At 26.6% G+C, this 22635-nt stretch carries 23 protein-coding genes; 13 read left to right on the top strand and 10 right to left on the bottom strand.

From position 1 onward, the window contains the following. Positions 1–410: 410 nt before the first annotated feature. Positions 411–1454, bottom strand: a complete 1044-nt coding sequence (locus Q0K52_RS09145) for a hypothetical protein (RefSeq protein ID WP_297298696.1) — start codon at positions 1452–1454, stop codon at positions 411–413. Beyond that, positions 1442–2194: a pyridoxine kinase gene (locus Q0K52_RS09150; RefSeq protein WP_297298698.1), complete on the bottom strand. Its 753-nt coding sequence runs from the start codon at positions 2192–2194 to the stop codon at positions 1442–1444. The genes Q0K52_RS09145 and Q0K52_RS09150 overlap by 13 nt, the downstream gene beginning before the upstream one ends. Positions 2195–2370: 176 nt before the next feature. On the opposite strand from Q0K52_RS09150, the gene Q0K52_RS09155 reads away from it, so the two are divergent. Then, a complete protein-coding gene (locus Q0K52_RS09155) occupies positions 2371–3087 on the top strand; it encodes a phosphatase PAP2 family protein (RefSeq protein WP_297298700.1) in 717 nt (238 codons plus the stop codon). On the opposite strand, the gene Q0K52_RS09160 is transcribed toward Q0K52_RS09155, so the two are convergent. Continuing rightward, positions 3082–3720 (bottom strand): methyltransferase, encoded by a 639-nt coding sequence (locus Q0K52_RS09160; RefSeq protein ID WP_297298701.1) that lies wholly within the window; start codon positions 3718–3720, stop codon positions 3082–3084. The two genes, Q0K52_RS09155 and Q0K52_RS09160, sit on opposite strands and share 6 nt — an antisense overlap. A gap of 130 nt (positions 3721–3850) precedes the next feature. Between Q0K52_RS09160 and Q0K52_RS09165 the strand changes: the two genes are divergently transcribed. The 3 genes from Q0K52_RS09165 (at position 3851) to Q0K52_RS09175 (ending at position 7194) form a co-directional block, all read left to right on the top strand. Next, entirely contained in the window at positions 3851–4111 is a 261-nt protein-coding gene (locus tag Q0K52_RS09165; RefSeq protein ID WP_297298703.1) for an acylphosphatase, read from the top strand. A 31-nt stretch (positions 4112–4142) separates the two neighbouring features. Next, the gene (locus Q0K52_RS09170) at positions 4143–5966 is read left to right on the top strand and encodes a LysM peptidoglycan-binding domain-containing protein (RefSeq protein WP_297298705.1); all 1824 of its coding nucleotides are present in this window, start codon (positions 4143–4145) and stop codon (positions 5964–5966) included. A 571-nt stretch (positions 5967–6537) separates the two neighbouring features. Then, on the top strand, positions 6538–7194 hold the full coding sequence (locus Q0K52_RS09175; RefSeq protein WP_297298707.1) for a Crp/Fnr family transcriptional regulator: 657 nt from the start codon (positions 6538–6540) through the stop codon (positions 7192–7194). 5 nt (positions 7195–7199) lie between these two features. On the opposite strand, the gene Q0K52_RS09180 is transcribed toward Q0K52_RS09175, so the two are convergent. Beyond that, on the bottom strand, positions 7200–7640 hold the full coding sequence (locus tag Q0K52_RS09180) for an Rrf2 family transcriptional regulator (RefSeq protein ID WP_297298709.1): 441 nt from the start codon (positions 7638–7640) through the stop codon (positions 7200–7202). Positions 7641–7821: 181 nt separating this feature from the next. Here Q0K52_RS09180 and Q0K52_RS09185 point away from each other — a divergent pair, with 181 nt between their 5' ends. From Q0K52_RS09185 to Q0K52_RS09210, 6 genes are all read left to right on the top strand, one after another. Further along, complete coding sequence (locus Q0K52_RS09185) at positions 7822–8769, top strand: ATP-binding protein (RefSeq protein WP_297298710.1); 948 nt, start codon at positions 7822–7824, stop codon at positions 8767–8769. Between the two features lie 489 nt (positions 8770–9258). Further along, the gene (locus Q0K52_RS09190; protein ID WP_297298712.1) at positions 9259–9585 is read left to right on the top strand and encodes a YbjQ family protein; all 327 of its coding nucleotides are present in this window, start codon (positions 9259–9261) and stop codon (positions 9583–9585) included. Between the two features lie 15 nt (positions 9586–9600). Continuing rightward, complete coding sequence (locus tag Q0K52_RS09195) at positions 9601–9927, top strand: YbjQ family protein (protein WP_297298750.1); 327 nt, start codon at positions 9601–9603, stop codon at positions 9925–9927. 21 nt (positions 9928–9948) lie between these two features. After that, positions 9949–10611 carry a TIGR00730 family Rossman fold protein gene (locus Q0K52_RS09200; RefSeq protein WP_297298714.1) on the top strand — a complete coding sequence of 221 codons (663 nt, stop codon included), beginning with the start codon at positions 9949–9951 and terminating at the stop codon, positions 10609–10611. Between the two features lie 2 nt (positions 10612–10613). Continuing rightward, positions 10614–11201 (top strand): hypothetical protein, encoded by a 588-nt coding sequence (locus Q0K52_RS09205; protein WP_297298716.1) that lies wholly within the window; start codon positions 10614–10616, stop codon positions 11199–11201. Positions 11202–11357: 156 nt separating this feature from the next. Then, positions 11358–12743, top strand: a complete 1386-nt coding sequence (locus Q0K52_RS09210) for a sodium-dependent transporter (protein ID WP_297298718.1) — start codon at positions 11358–11360, stop codon at positions 12741–12743. 3 nt (positions 12744–12746) lie between these two features. Here the strand turns inward: Q0K52_RS09210 and Q0K52_RS09215 are convergent, their stop codons facing one another. Beyond that, complete coding sequence (locus Q0K52_RS09215; RefSeq protein ID WP_297298720.1) at positions 12747–14408, bottom strand: ankyrin repeat domain-containing protein; 1662 nt, start codon at positions 14406–14408, stop codon at positions 12747–12749. A 54-nt stretch (positions 14409–14462) separates the two neighbouring features. Then, the gene (gene mgtE / locus Q0K52_RS09220; protein WP_297298722.1) at positions 14463–15827 is read right to left on the bottom strand and encodes a magnesium transporter; all 1365 of its coding nucleotides are present in this window, start codon (positions 15825–15827) and stop codon (positions 14463–14465) included. Positions 15828–15984: 157 nt separating this feature from the next. Here mgtE and pfkA point away from each other — a divergent pair, with 157 nt between their 5' ends. The 3 genes from pfkA to Q0K52_RS09235 all read left to right on the top strand — a co-directional run bounded on the left by pfkA (position 15985) and on the right by Q0K52_RS09235 (position 18821). Then, entirely contained in the window at positions 15985–16965 is a 981-nt protein-coding gene (gene pfkA, locus Q0K52_RS09225) for a 6-phosphofructokinase (protein ID WP_297298724.1), read from the top strand. Positions 16966–16999: 34 nt separating this feature from the next. Next, the gene (locus Q0K52_RS09230; RefSeq protein WP_297298725.1) at positions 17000–17746 is read left to right on the top strand and encodes a WecB/TagA/CpsF family glycosyltransferase; all 747 of its coding nucleotides are present in this window, start codon (positions 17000–17002) and stop codon (positions 17744–17746) included. A 322-nt stretch (positions 17747–18068) separates the two neighbouring features. Next, positions 18069–18821: a class I SAM-dependent methyltransferase gene (locus Q0K52_RS09235; RefSeq protein ID WP_297298727.1), complete on the top strand. Its 753-nt coding sequence runs from the start codon at positions 18069–18071 to the stop codon at positions 18819–18821. Here Q0K52_RS09235 and Q0K52_RS09240 read toward each other — a convergent pair. From Q0K52_RS09240 to Q0K52_RS09255, 4 genes are all read right to left on the bottom strand, one after another. Further along, the gene (locus tag Q0K52_RS09240; RefSeq protein WP_297298730.1) at positions 18818–19858 is read right to left on the bottom strand and encodes a tetratricopeptide repeat protein; all 1041 of its coding nucleotides are present in this window, start codon (positions 19856–19858) and stop codon (positions 18818–18820) included. The two genes, Q0K52_RS09235 and Q0K52_RS09240, sit on opposite strands and share 4 nt — an antisense overlap. A 17-nt stretch (positions 19859–19875) precedes the next feature. Next, on the bottom strand, positions 19876–20907 hold the full coding sequence (locus tag Q0K52_RS09245) for a hypothetical protein (protein ID WP_297298732.1): 1032 nt from the start codon (positions 20905–20907) through the stop codon (positions 19876–19878). A gap of 148 nt (positions 20908–21055) precedes the next feature. Further along, positions 21056–21904, bottom strand: a complete 849-nt coding sequence (locus tag Q0K52_RS09250) for a DUF368 domain-containing protein (protein WP_297298734.1) — start codon at positions 21902–21904, stop codon at positions 21056–21058. A gap of 153 nt (positions 21905–22057) precedes the next feature. Beyond that, positions 22058–22441 carry a RidA family protein gene (locus Q0K52_RS09255; protein ID WP_297298736.1) on the bottom strand — a complete coding sequence of 128 codons (384 nt, stop codon included), beginning with the start codon at positions 22439–22441 and terminating at the stop codon, positions 22058–22060. Positions 22442–22635 lie beyond the last annotated feature (194 nt).

Raw genomic sequence — 22635 nt, forward strand, 5'->3', positions numbered from 1 at the left:
CATGAATTATCAATAGCATTAGCAGAGAACTTTCATCTGTTTGAAAATTGACAAAATATAGTTGTTTAGGTATATACCAAAAATTTTTAACTTTGTCATTTTTTTAGTCAACTTTTTCCCGCCGCAAAAAGTTGCAAAAAGTGCAAGGTATAAAATTAGTACTAAATCATACTAAAATTGTTTTACATGTAATATAAACTATTAATTTAAGCTAAAATATAGCCCTTCGCGAAGCGTATCCGAGCTTGTCGAGGATATAAGCTTCTTTGGGGCACCAAAAGAAGTGGGGTGCTGCATAGCACACAGAGTGGTGGGCAAAGCCCTGCAGATATTTAAAATTTAAAAAAATTATTTTTGACAAAATATAATTGTTTAGGTATATACAAAGATTATTTTTAATAATTCACAAATTATCTAGTAAACATTTTAATAAATCTTTCTCTATACTTATAAGTAAGAAGTTTTTTGTTGTAGTACTCTGCTAAAACTTTGATTTCTGTATTATCCATATGTTCAGTATCTATTGCATATATATAACTGTCTTCTTTAAAACCTTTTATCATAATATTCATATAATTATTAAATTTATATGATAAGAATACTCTAAAGAACATTATAACACATGTTAATACCAAAGAATTAACAATAACATATATCAATATAAACATATAATAAGGGTAAGTAAAATCTTTTCCGCTTCCTATAAATAAGAAACCATTACCCTGCATAACAGATGTTTCAAAAACTAAATGTCTGCTTTCAAAATCTTCCCAATCAGCAGTTCTGTACTTCAATTCATTTTCATAATAAATTACTGCTATATTATAGCTTTTAGCAAATCCTTCATATTCAAGATCGGCATTATCAGTATTTTGAGAAAAAGCCAAATCTGCCTCATATATAATTTCATTTTTTGTATTTTGATAAGAAGTAATTATTTTATTATCAAAAGCCCAATTTATTACACTATATAAAACTATAAATATTACAGCCATAAGAGAAGAAATTACTATAATAAAATATGAAGTTATAGCAGAACAAAATGTATCTTTATTTTCAACGCCAAACAAGTAAAAGAAATATATTATATGTGATATATAGAAAATAAATAATACATGGTAGCCTCTAGTTAAAAAAGAAGCTATCATATTTTCTCTCAAAAAAACTCTATTTAATGAGAAAAAATTTGTTACATAAAAAAGTCCTATTATTGACAGTATAAAAGGCAGCAAATATGTTATAAGATAGAAAAATAATTCTGTTCTTGAATATTTATTCATTTTATAGAAAAATACGCAAACAAAATAGAAAGAACATAAAAATTCTACTATCATTAATATTCTCATAATATATGTATGCATATTAACAAGCATATAAGCACACATTGATATTATAGTTAAAGATGATATAGCAGCAACTATAAAGTTAATATTATATTTAGCTAATTTTTCCACCTTATTTCTCCTGTTTTTGCTTTATCATATATAACTCTAACCATTTTATAATCCAAGCCTAAAAAAGCTGCATTATTTACTAAATTATATACAGCACTAGAAAATATAGGCTGTGTATATTCTATCTTCTTATCTGTATAAGGATATGATGCCATTATTCTTGAAAGATTAAAAAGTACCGCTATTAATTTAGACGATGTAGAAAGCTCATCTAAAGTTATAGAATAAGGCAAAACACTTTTAGCAGCTATAGCTATAAATATAGGGTTAATATGCTCTAATGTTGCTATATTAGATACTGAATGATCTATCATTTCCCTTGCTTTATCTATAAATTCTTTTGGATCATATTTATATTCATAATATATTGGCAAAGAAGCTATATAACTGGTATGCATTATATCTCTTAATACTAATAAAATAGATATATAATTTACAAGTTCATCATTATTTAAACCAAATTTATCATCATTAATAATTCTATCTTCGATACCATTTCCTTTTAGCCAAGAAATTGATATTATTTGTTTTACTATCTCATTTTCTAATATAGTATAAGTATATGATATATAATCCAAAAAAGCCTCATTATTATTTGATCTTTTGATTAAATTGATAATAGAATTTTTTTGAATTTCTACTGAATCATCTGAACCAGGTATATGTGATAAAAAATTAAAGTTTATTTTGTTTTCTATATACTCTATAAACTTTTCATAAGCTTCATTTCCCACTAACACACTATATATCCTAAAATTATTTTAATATTTTAAAAATATATTCGGCAAATTTAAAAAAATAACTAAATATTTTAAAATACTTACATACGGTTTTTACATAATTTAAATTAGCAATAGTTGATTTATTTAAATTTTATGATATTTTATTATTGATAGTAAAATATGGGTTTCTTTATATGGACAGCAATAACATCAATAATGATAACTATGAACAACTAGATAATAACGAAGATAAAAGTTCAAAAATCCAAAGAAAAGTCAGAAGAAGAAGAAAGAAAAATATAAAGAAAATTCTAAAAAGAAGAAGAAAACAAAAAAGAATCAATTACATAAACAGTTTGCCATTAATAAAATTTATGTCTAAAATAGATGATAAATTATTTTTAAAGATTTTCAAAGACAATAGAAAAGGCCCTGTAAAAACTTTTATGAAATTTATGAGCAGAATGGGAGACGGTTATATCTGGGTAGTATTATACCTTTTGTTTTATATGTTAAGAATTAAGTATGCTGCACTTTATTTTTCAAGAGCTGTTACCGCTGTATTTTTTTGTATATTCTTTTTCTTATATATTAAAAGCTTTGTAAGCAGAACACGTCCATATAAAAAACATGATAAAATACCAATAATGTATCCTCCTGATAAACATTCTTTTCCGTCAGGACATACTATGGTAGCTTTTGCAATAGCATTTTGTATGGGAAGCTATAGTCCGCATTCAGCATTGCTATTTTATCCTATAGCATCATTAATAGCATTCAGCAGAGTATATGTAGGACTTCATTACCCTTTTGATGTTGCATTTGGTATTATATTTGGAACTTTAATAGGTTTCTTATCAAATTTAGCATTCTTCTATATAACAGGACTTCCAATATTAGGTCATTTATAATTTTTTAGTTTTTTTATATTTATTATTTTTATTATTAATTTTATTAGCTTTATTTTCTTTTTTTAATTTTTGCTTTAATTTATTTGCTGGAATATTAGAACGCTTTTCAGAAATAAATATATAATAACCATTTTTTTCTATTACTTTTACACCGCCGAAAACGGAAGTTAATTTATTTTTATACCAATCAAACCTTTTTGTTACCATTACAAATCTTCCATTTAATACTAATTTATAAAATCCAATTTCTATAAAATGTTTAGCCACAGAAAAATCTGTATGATAAGGAGGATTTGATAATATTATAGAAAAATCATTAATATCTATATCTTTAACTCCATCACTTTTTATAATACATATATTACCTACCCCATTTAATGAAGCATTATTTTTTGAAATATTCACAGCATTATCATCTATATCGCACATAACAACTTTGTCTTCACCTATAATTTTTGCTGCAAGTATTCCTACAACACCATATCCGCATCCTAAATCCAAAACTTTACTTTCTAAATTAAAGTCTATTTCTTCAAGCATTGATAATGTGCCTATATCAATTTTTTTAGGTGAAAAAAGCGTATCATCTGTAATGAACTGTAATTTTATATTTTTTATTTCTATATCTATCATATTTTTATAGTACTCTTATTACTCTTATTAATATTTTATAAAGTAAATAAGTTTCGGTATATTTTACATTGTTTATATAAATTCAATAAAATATATTGCCGATAATTCTAACATGTTTAAAGTAGATATAATGTTAAAAGGAAGAGTTCAAGGCGTAGGTTTTAGATACTATGCAAAACAAATAGCCGATGAAATGAAAGTAAGCGGAAAAGTATGGAATAACTATGACGGTTCTGTTGAAGTAATAGGTTATTTAGAAACTAAAAGAGACATTGATGAGTTCGTAGAAAAAATTAAAATTGGGCCTCAAATGTCTAGTGTAAAAGAACATACTGTAACAATTACTCCTTCTGATCCGCCTTTAGATGAAATTTTTGAAATAGCAAATTAATAAAACCTTTATTTGAACTTGAGAAAATAATATGAGAAATATTTTTAAATATGCATCTATTGTAGGATGCACATTTGCTTCTATTGTACTAGGAGCTAACTATATAGATTACAAAGTAAAAAACGGTGATACTTTATATGGTATAGCTTTTTCACATGATATGAGTGCAACTGAATTTTTAAAATTGAATAATATAAAAGATCCAGATTCATATAAATTAAGAGTTGGAGAAATTCTTAAAGTAAAAGAAAATGGTTATAGTTTAGTATTCGATTCTGAAAATAAAGTATATGGCTTAAAAGGTGAAGAAAGCAAATCATCATATAAAGACTATAAAGTAAAAAACGGCGATACTTTATATGGTATAGCTTTTGCTCATGGAATGACTGCTAATGAATTTTTAGCTATTAATAATATCAAAGATGTTAATAAATATAATTTGAGAGTTGGAGAAACACTTAAAGTAGCTAATTCCTCAAATAATGCTTCATCAAATAACGAAATTTCTAATGCAGAACAAAAAGATACAGAAACAAAATCTTATGATACATATAGAGTAAAAAGCGGAGATACTTTGTACGGCATAGCTTTTGCTCATGGAATGACTGCAAGCGAATTTTTAAAGATTAACAACATTGATAATCCTGATAAATATAAACTTTATGTAGGAAAAACAATGTATGTTATAAACTCAAAAAAAGAGAATAACAGCGTTCAAGAAAAATCTGATAATACAAAAGAAGTTGAATATTATACAGTAAAAAGCGGAGACACTTTATACGGCATAGCTTTTCAAAATGATATAAGTGTTAATGAGTTTTTAAAAATAAATAATATCGACGATCCTTTAAAATATAAATTAAGAACCGGCGAGAAATTAAAAATATATGCTAAAATCTCAAATTCTCAAAGCAAAACTATAACCACTTACAGAGTAAAAAGCGGCGATACGCTTGGAGAAATAGCATTAAGAAATTCTATGTCTTTGAAAGACTTATTAGAATTAAACGGATTAAAAAGTAATTATGTTCTTAAAGTTGGTGATACTTTAAAACTATATGATAATGTTAATATAAATACATCATCTTCTAAACAGCCTGCTTATAGGACTTTAGAAAATTATAAAGTAAAAAGTGGAGACACTTTAAGCGAAATAGCTTTAAAAAGAGGTATGGATTTAGTAGAGCTTTATTCATTAAATAATTTGAATGCTAAATCTATATTAAAAGTTGGAGATACTCTTAAAGTTTATGCTAATCCTAAAAAAACAACTACATTAGTAACTTCTAATTATAAAGTAAAAAGCGGTGATAGTTTGTATTCTATAGCACAAAAACATAATATGACTTTAAGAAACTTAATGCGTTTGAATAATATAAAAAATGCCAATGAATATAAATTGTATATAGGTGCTAATATAAAAGTACAAACATTAAAAATGATTCCATATTCTTTTAATGATGACAGTATATTGCCTGAAAGTTCTTTTATATGGCCATATAAAGGAATAATAGTTTCCGGATATGGAGTTACTTCTGATAAACTTGCAAATAGAGGAATCAACATATTAGGAGATGTTGGAGATAAAGTTATAGCTGCTGATGACGGAATAGTAGAATATGTTGATGAGATAAGAGGATTCGGCACTGTAATAATATTAAAACATAAAAACGGATATAATACTTCTTACGCTCATTTATCTAAAGTTAATGTAAAACTTGGTGATATAGTAAGCAAAGGTGCATATATAGGCAATATTGGAGACACTGGTATGATAGATAGAAGTGAATTATATTTCAAGATATCATATCAAGGAAGAGCAATAGACCCTACTAAACTTCTTCCTAAAGGTTAATAGTATATACCTAAACAATTATATTTTGTCAAAGATAAATTTATATTTTTGTTTTTATATCTGGGGCTTTGCCCACCGCTCTGCGTGCTTACGCAAGACCCCCACTTCTTTTGCGACTGAAAGGAGTGCCTGCGACCATAGGAAGTCCTTTAGGGTGGTGTTGCCACAAAGAAGCTTATATCCTCGACAAACTCGGATACGCTTCGCGAAAGGCTACATTTGGGCTTTAATTTAATAAATTATATTACATATAAGACAATTTTACTATGATTTAGTACTAATTTTTTACACTTGCACTTTCGCAAAGCGTATCCGAGCCTGTCGAGGATATAGGTTCTTTTATACCAATACCGAAAGGTACCTACTCGGTAAAAGAACTGGGGTGTGTGGCAAAGCCCTGCAGATATTTAAAATTTAAAAAAATTATTTCTGACAAAATATAGTTGTTTAGGTATATACTAAAATAACCATATTTTATAATTTTTTATTATTATTTAATTCTTAATACTTTATAAAAATAATCATATACTATAAAATAACTATCAAAATATATTAAAAACAAATAATCAATATGGAAAATAATATAGATATAATAATAAAATCAAACTTATTTCATAATATAAGTAATAATGAAATAATAGATCTGTTAATAGATTTTAAATATGAAAAAAAATATTTTGAAAAAGGAAATATTATAATAGATATGGGTGATGAGGTAGACAGCATATATATTATAATAAACGGACAAGTAGAAATTTCAAAAGAATACGATGACACTAGAAAAAACATAGTAAATATATTAGATGAAGGTGAAATATTTGCAGAATCATTGGCCTTTGCTACAAACAAAATTTCATATATACAAGCTATATCTTTAAATAAAACCGAGATAATAAAAATAGAAGTAAAAAATATATTTAATGCAGTAAATGATAATAAAAATATATTTATAGAAAATTTATTAAGAGTAATATCTAATAAGAACAAATTTTTAGCTTTCAAAAATGATATATTAAGCCAAAAAAGTTTAAGAAGCAAAATAATTTTATATTTAAAATATATGTCTAATCTTCAAAAAACTAAAAATATTATTATACCATATAATAGAGATAAGCTAGCAGAGTTCATATCAGCAGACAGAAGTGCATTATCAAGAGAATTAAACAGGCTGTCAAAATCTAATATGATAAAATTAGACGGAAATAAAATAAGCATTATAAATATATAAAATTTTTATTTATTCATAAAGTCTATATGCTTTTTTCTTTTTCTAACCTCATCAACTATTTTTTTTATAGTTATTTTTGATAATGACTTTTCAAAATCCACTCTTACACTATTAAATTCTTCACCTAAAACATCAAACATAGCACAGCCCACAGGACAAACATGATTAGGTTCATGAAAATTAAATAATCCCCTCTCCTCCTCTGTAAATACGGCTTCATATATGGAAAGAAGTGTTATATCTTTTTCATCTTTTATTAATCTGCTTCCCTTTTTATCTGTTTCAACAATTCCAGCCTCTTTCAATTTTAAAAGAATTCTTCTTATAACAGCAGGATTTGTTTTTACGCTCTTGGCAAGTAAATGAGATGTAGTGCCTTCATTTTCAAAAAATGCTATGCATAAAACTATATGAGTAGCAACTGATAACTTCGTATTGATTTTCATGCCATTATAATAAAATAAAAAATTATTATAGTCAATAATAACAATATAAAATGATATTAATAAACTAAAAAAGATTGTAACAACTTTGGTAACAATCTTTTTACACTTTTTCATTGCTATATAAACAAAAATAATATATAAAATCTAAACAATAAAATTAATAATAAGGAGAACTTTATAAATGAATAAAATTTATAATGCAATACTTTTATCTGCTTTTATATTTATTGTATCATGTTCAAATAACAATGCAGATAAAGCAACAGCAGAAAATACTGCAAACACTGTAGAAGCAAATGCTAAAAAAGAAGCAGTAACTATAAATATAGAAGGATTAGCTGCACCTGAAAGCGTTAAATTTAGAAATGGTAAATTATATATGGCTAATTTAGGCGATCCTAATACTCCTAAAGACGGTTTCATCATAGTTGCAAATGAAGACGGTTCTAATCCTCAAAAACTTTTTGAAGGACAATTAGACAGCCCTAAAGGTTTTTCTTTCTTAACTGATGATATTATTATTATACCAGATCAAGTTAATGACAGTTCTATGACTGGAAATTTAGTATTAGCTAATATAAAAGAAAATAAAATAATCACAAAACTTCCTATAGAAGGTTCAAAATTCTTAAATGATACTGTAGTTATAGATCCAACAACAGTAGCTTTAACTGATACAGGTGCTTCAACAGTTCATTTTGTTAAAGTTGATAATAATTCAGCTTTATCTATAACTTCATCTGTTACAGGTATAGTTGGTGCTAATGGTATATTATTAGACAATGGAGTATTATATATAGCAGGAAGCACATTCGGAGGAGATCCTAATGGAGGAGATATTTATACTTTAAATATAGACGGCACGGGCTTAAATAAATGGACTGCTTCAAGATTAGGTGCTGGTGCTTTAGACGGTATAGCTATAGCTAATGGTAAATTATACGTTTCTGATTGGGGAGAAAATGGTGCTAATAATAATGCCTGCATATATGTATTTGATTTAAATACTAAAGAACAATTAGAAAAAATAGAAGGTTCTTTAAGCGGTGTTGCTGATATAGATTTAGTTAATAATGTTATATACATTCCAGAACTTTCTACAAGCTTAATAAAGAAAATTCAATTATAATTTATAATAATCAATAATTCCACAAACGCATTTTTAAATATTATTATTTAAAAATGCGTCTTATTTTTTTAATAATAATATTACAATGTAATACCTAAACAACTATATTTTTCAAAATAATTTCTTTACATTTAAAATATTTGCATAGCTTTGACACAGACCACACTTTTTTACAACAGCAGAACAAAGAAGCAAGTCCGTCTTCTGCTAAAGGCTATATTTATCTTAAATTAATAAATTACATTACATTTAATAGAATTTTAGTATGATTTAGTACTAATTTCATTGTACATGTAATATAAATTTAAGCAGTTATTGGTAAGTACCCACAAGATATAAAAAATATTAATTTTATTTTTTAACAAAATATAGTTTTTTATCCATATACTACATTATCAAAAAATATACTAATAAAAAATAATTAAGTATATTTATCTATTTCCGAGAAATTAACATAATACAACAAAATAAATCGTTTAGGAGAAAAAAATGAGTTCTGAAATCAAAATGTTTACAGTAGGTTATTTACCAAGCAGTTATAATTATGAATTGGTTGGATTAGTTAAAGGAAACGTATCTTTAGCTAAACATGTTGGTAAAGATTTATTAGCTGGATTAAAAAATATAGTAGGCGGTGAAGTAGAAAGCTACACTGAAATGCTTAATGAAGCTAGAGAAATAGCTACTAATAGAATGCTAGAAGAAGCAAAAAAATTAAATGCTAATGCTATAATAGGAATAAAATTTTCTTCTTCATCTGTACTTCCTGGAACAGTAGAAGTTGTTGCTTACGGTACTGCAATAGTGTTGAAATAATATAATAGAAGGACAATAAATATGGATATCAAATTATATACATCTGATTATTTACCTAGTAACTGTGAATATGAATTATTAGGTTTAGTTAAAGGAAATGTTGCTCAAGCAAAAAACATAGGTAAAGATTTTCTAGCTGGTTTAAAAAATATAGTAGGCGGCGAAGTACAAGGCTATACAGAAATGATTAATGAAGCTAGAGAAATAGCTACTAAAAGAATGATAGAAGAAGCTAAAAAATTAAATGCTAATGCTATAATAGGAATACAATATTCTTCTTCTTCTGTAATGGAAGGCACTACGGAAGTTATTGCTTATGGTACAGCAGTAATAATAAAATAATATAAATAAGGAGGTTTATGAGTGAGAAGAGAAACTTATGAATTACAGAATGCTGATATGCCTACCGAATCTTGGCGTATATTCAGAATAATGGGAGAATTTGTAGAAGGATTTGAAACTATGTCCTATTACAAAAATGCTGTTACAATGTTTGGAAGTGCAAGAACACATCAAGATCACCCTCATTATAAATTAGCTTATGAAACTGCTAAATTATTAGGTGAAAATAAATATGACATAATAACAGGAGGCGGACCTGGCATAATGGAAGCAGGAAACAAAGGTGCTTTTGATGCTGGTGCCGGTTCTGTAGGATTATGCATTGAATTGCCTTTTGAACAAAAAACTAATCCTTATGTAAAAGAAGAAATTAAATTTAGATATTTCTTTGCAAGAAAGGTAATGTTTCTAAAATATGCCAAAGCAGTTATTATATTTCCTGGCGGATTTGGAACAATGGATGAAATGTTTGAAACTTTAACTTTAATACAAACTAAAGTACTTCAAAAAATGCCAATCCTTGTTATGAACGAATCATATTACACGAATCTTGTTGAATGGATAAAAAAGGACATGCTAAAAGAAAAGTATATCGATTCTGAAGACTTAGATCTAATACAATATGTTGAAACTCCAAAGCAAGCATTAGATTTAATTAATAATTTTTACAAGAATAATAAATAAAAATGAAATATATAATAGTAATTTTATTAATCAGTGCTAATATCATATTTGCTCAGCTTCCTGAACTTTTTAATCTTGATGGTTATAAAGATTTAAAATTTGGAATGAGTATTGAAGAAGCAGATAATAAAATTACTAATTATAATGTAAATGTATATGCTGATTTTTCTGAATCATATCAGCTTAAGAATAATACAATTCTTAATATATATAAAAATGATGTTGAAAAATTGGCATATTATCTATATTTTTATAATAATGAACTTTATCGAATAGAAATATGTAATCATATAGGTGATATTTATAATAACCCTTCATTCTATGACCCTGCAACTTTAGCTGATATTGATGATATAAAAGCAAAACTCATTTTTCAATATGGTCAAATAACTAAAACTGATGTTAAGCATTATTCTTTCAATAAAAAACCATTTGAAGAATACACTATATGGTGGTCATCTGATTTAGTAAGTATATCTTTATATGTAAAACCTGATTTAGATACTTTGGATAAAGTAATGAAATTTTATTCATATAGAATTTCATTTTATGATGAAATAAGGCTTAAAGAGATATATTCTTCAAAATAATAATTATTATGCTCATCTACACATATAATAAGATACTTAGTAAACTCAATAGCTTACTACAACTAGATTTTTGTATTTTAATTCTAGTATTTATTTGTAAGTTTTGTAATTTTATAATATAATTGTTAGCAGTAATATATATTGGAGTGTATAGCAATGAAAGAAAGAGAAAAACTAGGAAGCAGATTTGGATTTATACTTGTATCTGCTGGCTGTGCTATTGGAATGGGAAATGTTTGGAGATTTCCATATATAACAGGACAATACGGCGGAGGTGCTTTTGTTGTATTATACATTATATCAATAATAATTTTGGGTGTTGCTCCTATGGTAATGGAATTTGCTGTAGGAAGAGCAGGCGGACATGATATAGCAACATCTTTTGAAAAACTTGAAAAGAAAGGTCATAATTGGCATAAAATAGGATATGTTCAAATACTTGGAAATGTTATACTTATGCTTTTCTACACTACTATATGCGGTTGGTGTTTATCATATTTTTATTTCATGCTTTCCGGAAAATTTGTAGGTCTTAATGCAAATGAAGTAGGAAATTTCTTTAACGGAGTTTTAGGAAATCCTTCAACATTAACATTATGGATGGGAATTAGTTTGCTTCTTGGCACTCTTATTTGTTCATTAGGACTTGAAAAGGGAGTTGAAAGAGCAAGTAAATTTATGATGATTTCACTATTTGGACTTTTAATATTATTAATAATAAGATCAGTAACTCTAAAAGGTGCTATAGAAGGATTAAAATTCTATTTAGTACCTGATTTAAATAAATTATTTGGAAACGGACTTACTGGCTTCATAGGAATATTTTATGCTGCTATAGGTCAGGCATTTTTCTCTTTGAGCGTAGGACAAGGAGGAATGGCAATATTTGGAAGCTATATAGATAAAAAACAATCTCTTACAGGCGAAGCATTAATAATTATTGCTTTAGATACTATAGTAGCTTTATTTGCAGGATTGGTAGTTTTTCCAGCATGTTTCGCTTTTGGTGTAAATCCAGGAGAAGGTGCTGGACTTGCTTTCGTTACTTTGCCTAATATATTTAATTCTATGCCTCTTGGAAGATTATGGGGAGCATTATTTTTCTTATTTTTAGCTATGGCAGCACTTACTACTATAATAGGTGTTTTAGAAAATATATACTCCTTCATTATGGATAAATTCAAAATTTCAAGAAAGAAAACTTCAATTATACTATTCATAACTTTATTTGTATTCAGCCTTCCTACAACATTAGGATTCAACGTATTATCAAATATTAATCCTTTAGGAGAAGGTACTGTTATAATGGATTTACTAGACTTCATAGTATCAAACAATATACTTCCTCTAGGTGCTTTGGTAACATTATTCTTTTGTACTAGAGATTTCGGCTGGGGATTTAATAATTTTATAAAAGAAGCTAATACTGGAGACGGAATAAAATTTCCTGTTCAGTTAAGATTTTACATTAGTTATATACTTCCATTTATAGTATTAGCAATATTTTTATACGAATATATTAATAGATTTTTCTTAAAATAAATATTAATTATTTAAATAAAAATCCAAGCTTTGAGGATTATTTAAAGTTTCTAATATTGCAGGACTATTGTCTTCTGCAATATCATAAACTGTTTTTCCTTCATTGTTTCTTATATTATAATCAGCACCTGCATGAACAAATATTCCTAAAGTAGATGGAAATCCATATTCTGCTGCTGTCATAAGAGGAGTATATCCATTCCTATTTTGTTTATTTACATCAGCATTCTTTTTTATAAGATGATAGCAAAGCTTAGCAGTACCATATTCAGAAGCTAAATATGTTAATGGAGTTTGACCATTTGCTGAGCATACAGCATTTAAATCGGCATTCAAATCAGCAATAGTTGTAATTGCATTTGTATTATTATAGAAAACGGCTTTCATTATCGGACTATAACCATAACCATCTTCCAAATTTATATCGGATCCATTTTGTACTAAAAATCTTATCATATTAGTATCATTTCTTGCAGCGGCTAAAGATAAAGGAGTAATTTTATCATACTGTTTATTTAAATCTGTGTTAGTTCCTATAATACTCCCTAATTTTTCTATATCGCCTTTAGATACGGCATTCATTATATCATCATAACCATCTATTTCTTCAGTATTTTCACTGTATAATAATTTTTCTATTTCATAATATTTTTTATCTCTTGCTAAAGTTAAAGCCTGTTCTATAGTGGTATTTGTATTGATATTAAATATATCATTATCTACAAGCAATTTAACTACATCATAATTACCATATTGAACAGCATTATAAATATAATCATCGCTTGAGTTTAAACTTGCACCTTTCTCTATTAAAAAAGAAGCTATATCAACATTTCCATTCTCAGCAGCTACTTTCATAGGAGAATTAATCCAAAATCCGTCAGAAAATATTTGTTCATTTATATTTTGACCTATAGATAATAAATATTCAACCATTTCTATATTTTGAACATCAACAGCTTTAGGAATTAAAGTTGTTTTTGTATCAAGATCTCCGCTTTCTATAAGAAGCTTCAATATTTCAAGATTATTGTTCTTTATAGCAGTATCTGTTAAATAATAAGAATATTCATATCCATATTCCCTTCCGGCATAAACATCATTATCAATCAAAAGCTTAGTCATTTCTGTATCATTATTTTTAACAGCAAAATAAAGCATATCAAGCCCGTCTTCTGTTTCCATATCTTCTACTCTAGCATTAACATCAGCTCCTTCTTTTATTAACTCCTCTGCTAAATCATAATATTCATATTGAACCGCTAAAAATAAAGGAGTAGAATTCTTATAGGCAATAATTTCATAAGAATCAGGATTTTGTATACCTTCTTCTAATATTCCATTAATTCCTTTTTCTGATATTAATTCTGATATCTCATATATCATAATTTTATATTGATTTTGATTAAGTATGCTGTCTATTTTTTCATAGCCTGTTGGTAATGGATCCAATTCAGTTCCTGAAGTTTTATCTGTTTCAGTATTTTTTATTTTACTATGATTTGTAGTAGTAGGATTAATATATAATTTATTAGTTACTGTTTTTTTAGTTTGTATATCAATATTTCCTATTTGATCATTATTTAATTCTTCATTGTTATCATTATTTCCATTACAAGAAATTAATAAAGAAAATATCATAATAATAGAAATTAAAATTTTCATTTTCACCCTCTATAACACTATAAAAATAGATACTTAATAAAAAATATATATAAATTATTTAGCAAAATGCGTAAGTATTGTAGTGGCAAGCAGTAAATATATAGCAGTACCGCTTATATCACATATAGAAGTTACAAGAGGCACACTGCTTGTTGTAGGATCTTTTTTAAACTTAACAAATAAAAACGGCAAACATAAGCCTATTAAACTTCCTATAACTACAACCAATATCATAGCTAACGACACAACTAATGCAATCATTAAACCGCCTCTAAAAATAGCAATCAATGAAACTGCTGCACTCATAGTAAGTCCTAGTATAGTAGAAACTAATATTTCCTTACCCAGCATAAAAAGCCAATCGCTCTTTTTTACGTCTCCAACTGATAAACTTCTTATTATAAGAGTAGAAGATTGAGCTCCGGCATTTCCTGCACTATCAATAAGCAAAGGCAAAAAGAATATTAAAGAAACATACTGACTTATAGTTTCTTCAAATAGCCCTATAACATATCCTGATATAACATTAACAAATACCAAAATAAATAACCAAGATATTCTTCTTTTATACAATATTAAAGGATTAGCCTGTTTTATATTACTGTCAAAATCATCATCTATTGTAATAGCTCCCAATTTATGGAAGTCCTCTGTATCTTCTTCTTCTGCAATATCAAATATATCGTCTATTGTAACAATACCAATTAAAGCATTTTTAGAATCAACTACAGGTATATAAAGTAAATCATATTTCCTTCCTACCCTAACCGCTTCTTCTTGGTCTGAATATACAGATAAATATATTATATCTGTATGCATAAGTTCTTCTATTTTTTCATCTTGATTTGCAAATAATAAGTCTTTTAATAAAATATATCCTAATAATGTTTCATCTTTATCAACTACATATATAACTTCAAAAGTTTCAGAATCTTTTCCGTATTTTCTAATATATTCTAAAGTTTGTTTAACAGTATAATCAGGAAATACATCTATATATTCAGGCGTCATTATACGTCCTATACTGTCTTCAGGATATCCTAATAACTGCCTTGTAATATTTAAATCTTTCTCACCCATTAAAGAGAAAATCTTTTTAGTAATGTCTGCCGGAAGTTCCTCAAAAAGTGAAGTTCTGTCATCTGGGCTCATCTCATGCATAAGTTCTTTAAGCTCATTTTCACTCATAGAAACTATGATTTTTTCCTGTTCTTCTGTTTCTAATTCTGAAAATACATAAGCAGCCTTTTCTCTTGATAAAAGCCTGAAAACTATGCTTCTGCTCTTATCATTATCTAATATACATATAATGTCTACTATTTCAGCAGCATGCATATTGGATAATAAATATTTGAGTTTATCCCATCTTTGATTCTCAATAATGTTAATAATTTCTGTATATTCTTTATTTTCAATCATATTTTTTTAAAAAATCATAATTTTTAAATCATATTTTTTTATATTTATGTATATCAATTCTTTTATTATTATTATATAATATCTACATTATATAATATAATAAAAAAAAATCCAATAATATATTTGAATATTATAAAAAATAAGGAGTTATTGTAATATGGCTGATATAAAAAGAATTGGAGTATTGACAAGCGGAGGAGATGCTTCAGGAATGAATCCTACTATCAGAAGTGTTGTAAGAACAGCTATAGCCAATGGTTTGGAAGTAATGGGTATTAAAGAAGGTTATCAAGGACTTATGTATAACGATGTATACCAAATGAATGCTGGAAGTGTTGGCGGAATAATAAACCATGGTGGTACTATATTATTTTCTGCTAGATCACCTGAATTTCAAACAGAAGAAGGTATGAAAAAAGCTGCTGATAATATGAAATATCATAATATTGACGCTTTGATTGTTATAGGCGGAGATGGAACTTATAGAGGTGCTTTAGATTTTTATAATCATCACCCTGAATTTCCTATTGTTGCTATACCAGGTACTATCGATAATGATATTTTTGGTACAGATTATACTATAGGTTACGATACTGCAGTTAACGTAGCTATGGATGCTATAGACAAATTAAGAGATACTGCTACAAGTCATGGAAGATGTTTTGTTGTAGAAGTTATGGGAAGACATGCAGGATACATCGCATTAGAAGTTGGTATAGCTTCTGGTGCTGAAGATATATTAATACCTGAAACTACTACTGATATGGACAAAATAGTAGAAGAATTACAAATAGCTAAAAAAAGAGGTAAAAAATCTTCTATTATCGTAGTTGCTGAAGGTGATGAATCCGGCGGAGCAATGGAAGTAGCTAAACAAATAGAAGGTAAAACTGGTTTTGATACACGTGTTACTATATTGGGACACATGCAAAGAGGCGGTTCACCTACTTCAAGAGAACGTTTAATGGCTGCTAGATTTGGTTATATTGCTGTTAAAGCTTTATTAGAAGGTAAGAAAAATGTAGCTGTTGGTATTTGGAAAGGAGAATATACTTACACTCCATTAACTGATGCCGTTAAAAAAGTTCCTAAGGTAGATCCGATAGACTTGGCATTATGCAGAGCACTAGCTATATAATTAGAAAAAAATAAAGTAGAGGTTAATAGTTATTATGATAGAAAATAAATCCATTTTAGGTGTAAGAATAGACAATTTCAGCAGCAGTCTTGAAGAAATACTAAATTACCTTAAATATGGAAAAAATATACTCATAATATCTTTAGATGTGCATCAATTACTTAAAGTACGTCATAATAAAAAATTAAAAGAAATCATAAAAAATGCTTCTTTTGTAATTGCTGCACATCCCTCTATTGCTAAAGCATATAAATTTATTCATAAAGAAGAATTAAAATATATAAATGATTTTATACTATTCTCAAAAATATTAGATTACATAGAAGAAAAAAAGATGTCTATGTTCTTATTCGGAGATGAAGAAAAATACTTCTTTACAATATCTGAAAAAATTAAAAAGATTTATCCTGGTATTTATATGCTTGGAAATTATCAAAATACAAAAAACAAAGAAGAATTAGATAAAGCATTTATAGGATTCAAAAAAATAGAACCTGATGTATTTTTAATTCATATGAATTTCAAAAAGGCATTATATTGGTTTAACAACAATAAACAAAATTTAGACATGAAATTTTGTATACCTTTCAAAAGACCTCTTGACAGTTTCGCTGGAAAAATAAAACCTCCTAGTATGGACATTCTTAATAAAAATAAAGATGAAAAATTCTATCTTAAAAAAAATATATTTAGAGTATTCCTATATTTCAATTATATGAGATTTTGGATATTGGTTTTATTTGAAAAAATGACTTCCAAAAAAAATAAAGAAAATAAATAATTATAAATATTTTAATATACTTATTTTATTAATTTATACAATATATACTTAAACAATTATATTTTGTCAACCGCGAGCTGCGGCACCTTCCCGCACGGTACTATTTTATATTATCAAATGTCAGCTATACGTGCGGCTGATTACTTATTATTGTACAAAATTAATAATTTATCTTACATATAAGATATATTTAACAAGTATAGAATAATATTTTATATTATAAAAAATATAATTTATATTTATAAAAAATCAAAATTGACAAAATATAGTTGTTTAGGTATATATACTTTAATCGCTATGAAAAAATTTAAAGGATAAATATATGGACTATACTGAAATTAATTCTAAAACTATAGATGAATGGATAAAAGAAGGCTGGGAATGGGGAATACCAATAACTCATGAAACTTTTTTAAATGCTAAAAACGGCGATTGGAATATGCTTTTAACTCCTACAAAATTTGTTCCTAAAGATTGGTACCCAGATTTAAAAGGAAAACAAGTATTAGGTCTAGCTTCCGGAGGCGGACAGCAAATGCCTATTTTTGCTGCATTGGGAGCAGTATGTACATTAATGGATTATTCTCAAAAACAAATAGACAGTGATTTATTAGTATCAAAAAGAGAAAATTATAATATAAATGCTGTAAAATCTGATATGACAAAAGAATTTCCTTTCCCTGATGAAAGTTTTGATATAATTTTTCACCCTGTATCAAATTGCTATATAGAAGATGTTAGGCATGTATGGTATGAATGCTACAGAGTGTTAAAAAATGGCGGCATTCTTATGGCAGGATTAGATAATGGTATTAATTTTTTATTTGATGAAAATGAAAAAGAAATAAAATACAAACTTCCTTTTAATCCATTAAAAGATGAAGCTTTATTAAAAAAGCTAATGCAAAATAATGACGGCGTACAATTTTCACATACAGCGGAAGAACAAATTAGAGGACAATTAAAAGCAGGTTTCAAACTTATAGATATTTATGAAGACACTAATGGATACGGATTACTTCATCAATATAATATACCTACTTTTTGGGCTACTTTATCCAAAAAAATTATTTAATTAATAGCAAGTAATGTTTCCTGTAAAGCCTGCATATATTCTCTTGCTCTTGAAGCATTAGGATTAGAAGGATATTCAGAAATAAAATTATCCAAAGCTTTATAGGAATCATTATATCTTCCAACTTTAAAGTATGATAAGCCTATATAAAGCAATGCTTCTGCATCTAATGTATAAACATTGTTAAGTCTTACTCTATTATAATAATCAAGTGCTTTATTATAATTTTTTTCATTATAATATGATTGTGCTATTCTAAACAAAGCATCTTCTGCATATTCAGTTCTAGGGAATAATTCTGCCAATTTTGTATAGTACATTCTTGATTTTGTATAGTTTCCTTCTACAAAAGTTTTATGAGCCATTGCAGGTACTTGTATTAAATAAGTTCTTACAACTTCATCATAGTATGTACTTGTTTTATTATATTTAAGAAAATCTTCATAAGTTTCAAAAGCTCTGTCAAATTCATTCATATTGAAGTATACTCTGGCTCTTCCTAAAACTGCTAATTCTCCGTCAGCTCTTAAAAAGTAGCTTAATGCTTCTCCGTATTTTTTTTGGAAGAATAATTGATATCCGTATTGAATATTTATTTTTGATGCCAAGTCTTTATCTGGTATTTTTAAATTCTCCTGCAATTTTGCCATTATATAAGGGTCAGCATTATTTTCTAATCTAGCTATATCAGCATAAGCCAAAATGGCATTTGTATAATAATATGCAAAGTCAGGATTATTTATTATATCTGAAAGTCTTTGTTTTGCTAAAGAATATTTTTTTAATCTTTTTAGAGAATCTGCAACCATAAAATATGATTCCGCTATATTATTGATTGGTCTTGATCTGCTGTCAATTGATAGATATTCATTTAAATTATTTATAGCATCTTCATAATTCTCTATTTCATAACATCTTTTGCCTTTTTGAAAATATCTTTCAGGAGAAGATAAAGCTGAAATCTTAGTAATAAAAACACCGCCTAAAATTGCTACTATAGTTATAACAGATGCCAAAACTGCTGCATAGGTTTTCATAGATATCTACACTCCAATTATAAATCACTTAGTACTTGATTAATCCAAAAATTAACCTCTTGAGCATTATAGTTTTTTATGCGGTTAAAAACATCTAATGCATTTTTCTTTCTTTTCATATACTTATAACTTTTACCAAGAAGTAAATTGATCTTATAATACATATCTTTATTGATATTTCTTTTTGATATAGGTTCTAGTATACTTGCTGCTGATGAATAATTTCCTTTTTTAAATTCAGCCAATGCTCTGTAATAATCACTATTATATTTTTCAATACTTCCTGATGATGAAACACTGCTGTTATTATTTTTTTTAACACCAGATGAAGTATTAGCTGAAAAAGTATTTGTAATATTATATTTATTAGTTATTGTATTAGTTAATGAATATACATTAGTAACTGAATAAATATTCGTTAGTGTATATGTATTTGTTATATTATTTGTACTAAAAACGGTATTAGTATATATATTTGTAATAAATGTATTTGAGTATTGAAAATTATTTGCATTATTATCTGTTTTATTATATTGAGGTTCTATATTATTATTTTGATTATTGTATGATAATCCGTTAAAATTTATTGATGCCATATCAACATTATCTTTAGCACTATAAAAACTCAAATCATCTACATAAGAAACAACAGCATAATAATATTTAGCTGATAATATTGGTCTGTCTAATATAAAATAAGATTTTGAATCATTAGTAGCTTTTATATAATCTACAACATAAGAATCAACTAAAGAAGATTTTCCTATTATAGGACTATGGCTTCTGTAAAGATAATAAATTAAATTATTGTCTTTTATTCCTTCCCATTCAACAATCACTATATTGTTATTTGTTGTTGACGTAGAAATCTTTATATTTTTTACAAATCTTTCTGCATTAGGTAAATTATTTATAATATCTTCATCATATATAAATGATGATGTTTGACCATATAAAACATTTATTGATATATAGAAAAACATTATACTCAAAATGGCAAATATCAAATATACACGTTTTCTTTTATTTCTTATTCTTCTTCTTTTCATTCACTTATCCTATATATACTAGAAAAATTCTCGGAAATGAAATATATAAAATTTAATGCGTATAACTTCAATATAAAACTCAGATAATATAAAAAAAGACTAGAAAAATACATTTTCTAGCCTTTTAATAATTATATATAATTTTTTATTATATTTTTTCCATTCCTATAGCAACTAAGAATCCAACACACATAGATATAACAGTTGCTGTAAGCATTGGTATGCTTAAAGAAGTTATATTAGGCCATAAACTTAAAAATGATACTATTATAATTCCAAGAACAAAACCAAATAATATAGATTTATATTTTTGAAGCAGTATAGTAACAACTTTAGATATAGTAAATATTCCTATAACAACACCTAATCCTACACATATTATAGGAAGAACATTAAAAGTTTCTAATATTGTAGATACAAAATAAGATATATTCTCATATTCGCCTAATATTAATAAAAGTAAAGAACCAGATATTCCAGGTATAACCATAGCAACTGCAGCAGCTATTCCGCATAAGAATAATTTTATGCCGTAAAGTATAGAAAAGTCTCCTGTATTAGTTGTTTGACCTACAGGCTTATTTATATCAAAATATACAAATATAGCCATAATGAAAGCACCAAGTAAAAATGCTAAAAATACTTTTATATTAAATTCTTCTACTGTTTTTGTTATAAATGGGAAAGAACCCAATATTAAACCAACAAAAAATATTTTAGTTGGAATAGGATAATATGTAAATGTATAGTTAATAAGCTTTAAAAATAATACTATAGAGATACCTGCTCCTAATGCAACAGGAATTAAAATCTTCAAACTTTCTTTAATATCATTCCATTTTAATTTTATTAATGCTGCAGGCAAAATAGATATAGCATAGGTTAATTTCTCATATATTCCAAGTACAAATGCAATAGTACCTCCAGATACACCAGGAATAGCATTAGCAATACCTATGGCCATTCCTTTTATAAAATACGATATATAGTTTCTCATTATTTCCTCTTAATTTTAATTTATTATTAGTTTTGTAAGAATAATTTATTTTTTAATATTTAAGTTTATAAAGATAAGCATAAAAAGAATATTATAAAAAATGCCATGAATATAAAAAATTATACTCATGGCTATTATTAATCAAGTAATAAATTAGCTTATAACAGCTATTATTTCAACTTCTATTAAAGCATCTTTTGGTAAAGATTTAATAGCTACAGTGCTTCTTGCAGGTGGATTTTCTGGGAAATATGTAGCATATACTTCGTTAAAAGCAGCAAAGTTAGCCATATCTGTTAAGAAACAAGTAGTTTTAATAATATTAGCCATAGTTAAATTTTCTGATTCTAAAAGACCTTTGATGTTTTCCATAACTCTTTCAGTTTGTTTTTTGATATCAGCTTCAGCCATGTTTCCGCTTACTGGATCCAAAGGTATCTGACCTGAAGCAAAGATGAAATTACCGCTTTTTACAGCTTGTGAATAAGGTCCTATAGCCTGTGGAGCTTTGTGAGTTTTGATAATTTTTTTATCCATAATATTAGTTCTCCTTTTCTATTTTTATATATTTGTTTTTTATCTTTTGTTTAAATGACTTTATTATGTTAATTATAATAATTTTTTGTAAAATATCAAGTAATTAAACACTATTTTTATATATAATAGATAAATATTTGACAATAATCAAAATTATAATATTATGTAAGATAATACTACTATTAAAAAGGTTT

The sequence above is a fragment of the uncultured Brachyspira sp. genome, assembly GCF_944390845.1.
Taxonomy (GTDB): Bacteria; Spirochaetota; Brachyspiria; order Brachyspirales; family Brachyspiraceae; genus Brachyspira; species Brachyspira pulli.